The sequence below is a fragment of the Dietzia sp. B44 genome (genome assembly GCF_014145245.1).
Classification (GTDB): domain Bacteria; phylum Actinomycetota; class Actinomycetes; order Mycobacteriales; family Mycobacteriaceae; genus Dietzia; species Dietzia natronolimnaea.
On record NZ_JAALEF010000035.1, the window covers coordinates 1 to 4,713 of the forward strand.

The window sequence follows — 4,713 nt, forward strand, 5'->3', positions numbered from 1 at the left end:
GGTCAACCCGAGCGCGTCGAGGGCGTGCGCGAGAGCGGCATCGGTGTGCCGGTCCGGCGCGAAGCGGAAGTTGACGTCGAGCCACGCCTCGTCCGGGACGGTGTTGCCGGCCACGCCCGCGGACATCCTCACGGCCTGCAGCCCCTCCCGGTAGACGCAGCCGTCGATGTCCACCGAGCGCGGTCCGTACCTCTCCAGCGCCGCCAGCACCGGGGCGAGGCGGTGCACGGCGTTGTCCCCCAACCAGCTCCGCGCCGAGTGGGCCCGGGTGCCGCGGGCGTGGACCCGGATCCGGAGGGTGCCCTGGCAGCCCGCCTCGATCAGGCCGCCGGTGGGCTCGCCGAGTATCGCCACGTCCCCCGTGAGCCAGTCCCGGTGGGTCCGTTCGAGGAACCCGAGACCGTTCGCGGTCGCCTCGATCTCCTCGCAGTCGTAGAGCACCAACGTGAGATCGTGCGCGAGCTCGGCGGAGTCCGCCAGGGTCGCGAACAGGTGGAGGAACACGGCGTCGCCGGATTTCATGTCGACGGTCCCACACCCGTGCAGGACCTGATCGGCTCCCTCACCCGTGAGTCGGCACGGGACGTTGTCCGCCACCGGGACGGTGTCGAGATGTCCGGCGAGCACCACCCGGGTCGGCAACCCCCTCGAGGTGCGGGCCAGAACGCGGTGGCCGTCCCGCACGAGTTCGGTCCGCCCGGCGGCCGGACCCGTGAAGCCGGCGACCACGGATGCGAGCGCCGTGTGGACGGCGCCGGCGATCTCCGCCTCCTCCCGGGAGGGACTGGCGATGTCGACGAGGGCGCGGGTGAGGTCGACCGGGTCGGCGGTCAGATCGAGGGCGGCGGTCACGGCGTCCACCTTAGATGCCCGTGGCCGGTACGCGCCGGGGCCGACCGCTAGCATCGGGGGCATGAGTGCACACGGAGCCGTGGCCACCGGAATCGCCACCCTGACGTCCGATCACACCGTCCTCGACGTGTGGTACCCAGCGCCCCAGCTCGGAGCGGCCTCCGAGGGGGGTCACCGAATCCTGTCGGGTGACGAGGTCCCCGAGGAGCTGGCTCCCCTCACCGGACCCGACGCCGATCGCGGTGTCGAGCGGGTCGCGGTGCGGGTCGAGATCGAGGACCTCACGCAGGCCCCGACCGACGCCTATGACGCCTACCTGCGGCTGCACCTGATCTCCCACCGGCTCATCCGGCCGCACTTCGCCAACATGGACGGGTTGTTCGGGACACTGGCCAACGTCGTGTGGACCAACTTCGGCCCCTGTGAGGTACCGGGATTCGAGATGGTGCGTGCCAGGTTGCGCGCCCGCGGCCCGGTGACGGTCTACGGCGTGGACAAGTTCCCGAGGATGGTGGACTACGTGGTCCCGTCCGGGGTCCGGATCGCCGACGCCGACCGCGTCCGACTGGGTGCCCATCTGGCGGAGGGGACGACCGTCATGCACGAGGGGTTCGTCAACTTCAACGCCGGCACCCTCGGGCCGTCGATGGTCGAGGGACGCGTCTCGGCCGGTGTCGTGGTCGGTGCGGACTCCGACGTCGGTGGCGGCGCGTCGATCATGGGAACCCTCTCGGGCGGCGGCAAGGAGACCATCTCGATCGGCGAGCGCTGCCTGCTGGGTGCCAACTCCGGAATCGGGATCTCGCTCGGCGACGACTGCGTGGTCGAGGCCGGGCTCTACGTCACTGCCGGGACCAAGGTGGACGTCCGGGCCGGGGCCTGGGCCGATCGCGAGCCCGTCAAGGCGGGCCAGCTCTCCGGGATGGACAATCTGCTGTTCCGGCGCAACTCCGTCTCCGGCGCAGTCGAGGCCGTGCCGTGGAAGCGTGAGGGCGTCGAGCTGAACGAGGCGCTCCACGCCAACGACTGACCTCCCGCGACGCTCGCCGGCGGCGTCGACCTCCAACGACAAGGACGTTCCGCACACATCGCCCGAGAGGCGGGTGCGCGGAACGTCCTTCTCGTTGGGGAGGCTGGGCGACGCGGGAGGCTGGGCGACGCGGGAGGCCGGGCGGACGTAGGGTGCGACCCGCTCAGGCCAGCCGACGGACCGCCTCGGCCACGGTGGCGTCGGTCGCGGTGAGGGCGATGCGGACGTGCCGGGCCCCGGCGGAACCGTAGAACTCACCGGGGGCCACCAGGACACCGCGGGCGGCGAACCAGTCCACCGTCTCCCGGCAGGGCTCGTCGCGGGTCGCCCAGAGGTAGAGCCCGGCCTGCGAGTCGTCGACCCGGAATCCGGCGTCCTGCACGGCCGGGAGCAGGAGCTCACGTCGGGCCCGGTACCGCTCGCGTTGCTCGGCCTCGTGGGCGTCATCCCGGAGCGCCGCGGTCATGGCGTTCTGGACGGGCAGGGGCATCATCAGACCCGCGTGCTTGCGCACCGCCAGCAGCTCCGCCACGAGGGACGGGGCGCCCGCCACGAACCCCGCACGATACGAGGCCAGGTTCGACGTCTTGGACAGCGAGTGCAGGGCCAGGAGCCCGGTGTGGTCGCCGTCGCAGACACGCGGGTCGAGGACCGAGGGCGCCTCACCCTCCCAGACCAGCCCGAGGTAGCACTCGTCCGAGGCCACGATCACCCCGCGGTCGCGGGCCCAACCGACGACCTTGCGCAGGTGGTCCACGCCGAGCACCCGGCCGCTGGGGTTCGACGGCGAGTTGAGGTAGAGCAGGGTGGGCGACGACGGGCCGAGTTGCGTCAGGGAGTCGGCGCGCACGACCGTCGCACCCGCGAGCAGGGCCCCCACCTCATAGGTCGGGTAGGCCACCTCCGGCACGACGACCGTGTGGCCCGGGCCGAGTCCGAGCTGTGCGGGCAGACCCGCGATCAACTCCTTGGTACCGATCGCGGGCAGGATCGCCCCGGGATCCAGGCCGGTGACCCCGTAGCGCCGGTGGAGAGCGTCGGCGGCCGCGAGCCGGAGCTCCGCGGTCCCGATGGTGGTCGGGTAACCCGGTTCCGCGGATCCGGCGGCGAGTGCCTCACGGATCACCGGGGCGACCGGGTCGACGGGGGTGCCCACGGTGAGATCGACCAGGCCGTCGGGATGCGCGGTGGCCACTGACCTCGCCTCGGCGAGGGTGTCCCACGGGAACACGGGTAGCGCGCGCCCGGGCGGACGACGCTCCGGGCGCGACACCACCGGGGTCACTCCTGGTTCATGGGGGGCAGCGCCTTGATGAACGGGTGGTCGTAGTCGACCTTGCCCACCTTGGCGGCGCCGCCCGGCGATCCCAACTCGACGAAGAAGTCGACGTTGGCGGTGTTGTACTCGGACCACTCCTCCGGGGTGTCATCCTCGTAGAAGATGGCCTCCACCGGGCAGACGGGCTCACACGCGCCGCAGTCGACACACTCGTCGGGGTGGATGTACAGCATCCGTCCACCCTCGTAGATGCAGTCGACAGGACACTCCTCGACGCAGGACTTGTCCATCACGTCGACGCACGGCTCTGCGATCGTGTAGGTCACGTCAGCCACCTTCCTCGTAGCGGTATGGCCTGCATCGTATGTCACACCCCGCGTCCGCGACGACGCCGCCCCGAAGCCGGTCGCGCTATGTGACGACGGTCACGGGGATCTGGGTGGGGGCCGGTCCGTAGACGGTGTCCCGACGCCGGGCGGGCCGACCGATCCCGGTGGCGATCTCCGCGATCTCCTCCGGGGTCTTGGCGGACCCGTTCTCGGCCCCGGCCATCCGGGAGATCGTCTCCTCCATCAGCGTGCCGCCCAGGTCGTTCGCCCCCGCGCGGAGCATGGTGCGCGTCCCCGCGACCCCGAGCTTGACCCAGCTGGTCTGCACGTTGTGGATCGATCCGTGCAGCATGATCCGTGCCAGGGCGTGGACGGCGACGTTCTCCTCCCGCGTCGGGCCCGGCCGGGACGCGCCCGCCAGGTACAGCGGGGCACTGCGGTGCACGAAGGGCAGGGGGACGAACTCGGTGAACCCGCCGGTCCGGTCCTGGATCCCCCGCAGGGTGCGCAGGTGCGCCACCCAGTGCCTCGGCGTGTCCACGTGGCCGTACATCATGGTGGAGCTCGAGCGCAGGCCCACCTCGTGGGCGGTGGTGACGATGTCGATCCACTCGGAGGCCGGGAGTTTGCCCTTGGTCAGGACCCAGCGGACCTCGTCGTCGAGGATCTCCGCCGCGGTACCGGGGATGGTGTCCAGACCGGCCGCCCGCAGCTCGGTGAGCCACTCCCTGACCCCCACCCCGGACCGGGCCGCCCCGTTCGAGATCTCCATCGGGCTGAACGCGTGGACGTGCATGGACGGCACCCGCTCCTTGACCGCGCGGACGAGGTCGGCGTAACCGGAGACCGGCAGGTCCGGGTCGATCCCGCCCTGCATGCAGACCTCGGACGCCCCGGAGACGTACGCCTCGTACGCGCGGTCGGCCACCTCGGCGGCCGAGAGCGAGAACGCGTCCGCGTCCCCCTTGCGCTGGGCGAAGGCGCAGAACCGGCACCCCGTGTAGCAGATGTTGGAGAAGTTGATGTTCCGGTTGACCACGTAGGTCACCGTCTCCCCCACCACGTCCGCGCGGATCCGGTCGGCGAGTCCGGCCACGGCGGCCAGCCCGTCCCCCGTGGCCGTGGCCAGGGCGAGGTACTGGTCGTCCTTGAGGCCGGCCGGGTCCGACTCCGCGGCCCGCAGCGCTGCGAGCACCTCGGAGTCCGCCCGCTCGGGGACCAGC

At 71.6% G+C, this 4,713-nt stretch carries 5 protein-coding genes; 1 reads left to right on the forward strand and 4 read right to left on the reverse strand.

Annotated elements, in window-relative coordinates:
• On the reverse strand, positions 1-852 hold an 852-nt coding region (gene dapE, locus G6017_RS01475; protein ID WP_524536228.1), incomplete at its 3' end, for a succinyl-diaminopimelate desuccinylase.
• Positions 853-913: 61 nt separating this feature from the next.
• Here dapE and dapD point away from each other — a divergent pair.
• Positions 914-1,882, forward strand: coding sequence for a 2,3,4,5-tetrahydropyridine-2,6-dicarboxylate N-succinyltransferase (gene dapD / locus G6017_RS01480; protein ID WP_179525597.1), 969 nt, complete (start codon positions 914-916; stop codon positions 1,880-1,882).
• Between the two features lie 163 nt (positions 1,883-2,045).
• Here dapD and dapC read toward each other — a convergent pair whose 3' ends face one another.
• From dapC to cofH, 3 genes are all read right to left on the reverse strand, one after another.
• Complete coding sequence (gene dapC, locus G6017_RS01485; protein ID WP_182610367.1) at positions 2,046-3,158, reverse strand: succinyldiaminopimelate transaminase; 1,113 nt, start codon at positions 3,156-3,158, stop codon at positions 2,046-2,048.
• A 5-nt stretch (positions 3,159-3,163) separates the two neighbouring features.
• Positions 3,164-3,487 (reverse strand): ferredoxin, encoded by a 324-nt coding sequence (gene fdxA / locus G6017_RS01490; protein WP_095718370.1) that lies wholly within the window; start codon positions 3,485-3,487, stop codon positions 3,164-3,166.
• 85 nt (positions 3,488-3,572) lie between these two features.
• Positions 3,573-4,713: 5-amino-6-(D-ribitylamino)uracil--L-tyrosine 4-hydroxyphenyl transferase CofH (gene cofH / locus G6017_RS01495; RefSeq protein ID WP_182615567.1), on the reverse strand; the 1,141-nt coding region annotated here is incomplete at its 5' end.